Here is a 3,938-nt window from a genome sequence, read left to right on the forward strand (position 1 = left end):
AGGACATCAAGGAACACCTGGATGAAGCGGGAATCGAGATTCCCTTCCCCCACCTTCAGCTGTTTATCGACGATGCCAAGGGACTGGCACCCTTGTTTTCGCCGCTCAGGATCGATGGCGAATCCGACTCCGCAGCCAACAGCTCCTGAGGCGGGACTACCCGCACGTCGTCACCCGGCGCGGGTTCATGCCAATGGCCGGACCGGGCCAGACCGCCGGGCACTCCATACCAGCAGGGCAACGAAGATCACCAGACCGGCCAGATCGATCCATATCATTCCGTGAGGCCATAGCATCAACGCTCCGACCGGGAACATCAGCACCCGCAGCCACCACCTCAGGGGATGCTCCAGATACCCTTCAAGCCCGGCGATAATGGCATAGATACCGAACAGGGCAAATGTGAACACCTTGAGCATGTCCAGCGGGGTACCGGAGATCAGCGGCGAATAGGCAAACAGCAGGGGCACGATGTACAGGCCCTTGGCGATCTTCCAGGCGGTCAGCCCGGTACGCATGGCCGGAGTGCCGGCAATGGCCGCGGCGGCGAAGGCAGTGAGGCAGACCGGCGGTGTCACGTTGGAGTCCTGGGACAGCCAGAAGATGATCATATGGGCCGCCACCAGCGCCATGGTCAGTGCGTGGGGTGACAGGGCCTGCTCAAGCAACTGGCCGGTGAAGTTCTCCGGTACCTCTGCCAGCATGGCAACCGCCCGGGCCCGCTCCATGGGCTCGCTCAGCAGTTCAGCCGCCTCCGGTGAGGTCAACATGAAGATTGCCCGGGCCTGTTCGGGCAGGTTGCCATTGGCCATCAGGTCGATCAGCTGGCTCTGGGCGATCAGCTGATAGATCGCCGGTGCCGAGAGCGTCGCCAGCACGATGTAGGCCGCCGTTACCGGCAATCCCATGCCAAGAATCAGGGACGCCAGTGCCACCAGCACGATGGTGATCAGCAGGCTGCCACCGGCCCAGTCGGTGATCATCAGCGAAAAGGTGTTACCGACGCCGGTGGTGGAAATCACCATCACGATCAGCCCCACGGTGATCAGCAGAATCGCCGTGGTCATGATATTGCGGCTGCCCTGGGCGAGGGCGTCCAGGATGTCCCCCAGGGTCATCGGCTTGCGGGCGATCCAGGATGAGACAACGACCGAAACAATGGCAATACCGGCAGCGTAGGTCGGAGTGAACCCATAGATCAGTGCGGCCACCAGGACGACCAGGGGCAGCAAATAATGCCAGCCACCCTTGAGCACCTCGCCAAACGTTTCTGCGTCTTCATCCTCGAGTTTGACGGCATGGCTCCGCTTGGCCTCAATACGCACAAACATGGCCACGGACAGGAAATACAGCAGTGCAGGCAGCGCCGCCACGCCGATAATGGTGAGATAGGACACCTGGGTATAGGACGCCATGATAAACGCCCCGGCCCCCATCACCGGCGGCATCAGCTGCCCGCCGGTAGACGCTGCGGCTTCCACGCCACCGGCAAAGCGAGCCGGGAAACCCGCCTTGCGCATAAGCGGGATGGTAATCACGCCGGTAGACACGGTATTGGCAACGCTGGAACCGGACACCGAGCCCATCAGCCCGGAAGAAAACACCGCCACAAAACCGGGCCCGCCCACGAACCGGCCAGCCGCACAGCGGGCCAGGTCGATAATGAAGTCCCCGGCGCCGGACTTCACCAGGAAGGCGCCAAACAGGATGAACATGAACACATAGGTCCAGGAGATGCGGGCGATGGAGCCCAGCATGCCCTGCCCGCCCATCCAGGATCGGTAGAGCACCGTCTCCCAGGTGAGGCCCGGAAAGTTGAATACGCCGTCCACATACTGTCCCCACCAGGCCACATAGGTAAGCGCGACAATGCAAAGGCAGGGGATGAACCAGCCGGTGGTGCGCCGGGCAAACTCCAGCACCAGCACAACCGCAACAACAGACACTACCCAGTCGGCGGTGGAGAAAACCACACCCCGGTCGTAGAGGGCATCCTCGAAGCCGATAAGGTAGAGCGCGCACCCCAGTGCCGCCAGCCCCAGCACCAGGTCGACCCAGAAAACGGTACGCTGAACCCCGGCCCGCTCACTGCGCACCAAGGGCATGGCCAGGGCGCAGAGCAGCCCGAACAGGCCAAAGTGCAGAGCCGAGGTCCACAGTTCCGACAGCGTTGAAAACGTATTGAACCAGAGGTGGGTCAGGGCAATGCCCACACCCAGGGCAAAGATCACCCGGCCGATGACCGGGTGTTCCAGACGCTCTGGTGCCTCCTTCGCGCTTTCTTCGCGGATCTTTTCCAGCCGGGTTTCGGCCCCGGCGTCGTCACTGCGCGGTTGTATCACTCACGATTTCCCTGTTGATCGCCGGATTACTCGGCTTTCAGGCGGTCAGGGATCTCGATGCCCTGCTCCTCATAGAACCGCTGGGCGCCCGGGTGCAGCGGCATCGGCAGGCCGACAATGGCCTTTTCCAGCGCCATGGCCTTGGTGGCCGCATGGATGTTGTTGAGGAACGGCAGGTTTTCATAGATGGTCTTGGTGATCAGATACACATCTTCCTCGGGGACATCCTCCCGCACGGCAAGGATGTTCGGCTGGGCAATGGTGTTGATGGCGTCATCCTGGTTGGGGTAAGTGCCCGCCGGGATCTCGTAGGCGGACCACAGCTCGAAGTCACTGTTTACCTCCGCCAGCTGCTCGTCGGTGAAATCCAGCGTCACGATATCGTCGCCCATGTTGGCATAGGCCCGGGTGACGGCGGACGCCGGGACACCGGCCGGTATATTCATGCCGTCGATGTTGCCGTTCTGCAGCGAATCGGCACTGGGGCCATAGCCCATGTAGGCCATCTCGGCCTGATCCAGGTCGATGCCCACCTTGCCAAGGATAAAGCGACCGGAGCCCTCGGTGCCGGAATTACGGGCACCAATGGAGAAGGTCTCGCCATACAGGTTCTTCATATCCTCGATGGTGCCTGTGTCCGCATGCTCGCTGCGAACCACGAAGTGTTCCACGTTCTGCCATAGCATCGACACGGAACGCACATTCTTGTAGGCCTTGGGTACCGGGTCGGTGCCATCCCATGCCCAGGCGCCATAGAGCCCCTGGAGTATGCTGAACTGGGCCTGGTCCTCGTCCATCAATTTGAGGTTTTCGCCAGAGCCGGCGGAGCTGATGGCTGAGACGGAGATATTCTCGGTGGGCTCAAGCTTTACCTTGATCAGTGTGGAAATAGCCACACCCACCGGGTAGTAGGTGCCACCCGTGGTGGCCGTACCCATAATGTACTTGCCTTCGGCCTGGGCGGTCATGGACAGTCCAAGGGCGGCCGCAGCAAGAAGTGCGGTAGCGGATCTGAAAACGGAGGTTCTGGTCATGATCGGGTCCTTCCCTGATTGGGTTGTTGTCTTTATCAATCAATGGATCAGGATAAATCTAGACCAGCGTTGCCGTTACGGCCACTAGTCCAAACGTCGTAGATATCAGAAACCGCCACGAACGGCGGCGGCAGGGTGAGGTGAACCGGGGGAGTCCTGCTCCCCCGTAAATGGCCGAATCAGTTATCGACTGCGTCTTCGGCGCGATCAGACATATTATCGGCGCCTTCCTTCACGTTATGCCAGGCGGAGGACGTGGCCTGCTTGGTGTCTTCCCAGGCACTGCGGCTGGTTTCCTTGGTGTTTTCCCAGGCCTGTCTCAGCCCCTGGCGAGTCTGGTTCCACCAGCTTTCGTCATACTCCGGCAAGGCCTTGACCTCATCCTGGGTGGATTCCATGTGGACTTCATAGTCCTGATCGTCGAAATCGTCGTCATCCTTATCGTCCTGCTCCATGCGAACGGTAAAGCTGCCACGCTCGGCAACCACGTCACGACCACCGAGCCCCAGCACATCGCCGGTCTTGATGACCAGGGAATGGACGGACATGTCATCACTCATGA

Annotated in this window: 3 protein-coding genes; all 3 read right to left on the reverse strand. The window is 60.7% G+C overall.

The window, feature by feature from the left end:
- Positions 1 to 185: 185 nt before the first annotated feature.
- On the reverse strand, positions 186 to 2,342 hold the full coding sequence (locus tag ACESMW_RS18580) for a TRAP transporter permease (protein ID WP_372958158.1): 2,157 nt from the start codon (positions 2,340 to 2,342) through the stop codon (positions 186 to 188).
- Between the two features lie 26 nt (positions 2,343 to 2,368).
- Positions 2,369 to 3,376, reverse strand: a complete 1,008-nt coding sequence (locus ACESMW_RS18585) for a TAXI family TRAP transporter solute-binding subunit (protein ID WP_372958157.1) — start codon at positions 3,374 to 3,376, stop codon at positions 2,369 to 2,371.
- Positions 3,377 to 3,555: 179 nt separating this feature from the next.
- Positions 3,556 to 3,938 (reverse strand): hypothetical protein (locus ACESMW_RS18590; RefSeq protein ID WP_372988451.1); only part of this gene is annotated, 383 nt, incomplete at its 5' end.

It is taken from the genome of Marinobacter sp. (assembly GCF_041690455.1).
Taxonomy (GTDB): Bacteria; Pseudomonadota; Gammaproteobacteria; order Pseudomonadales; family Oleiphilaceae; genus Marinobacter.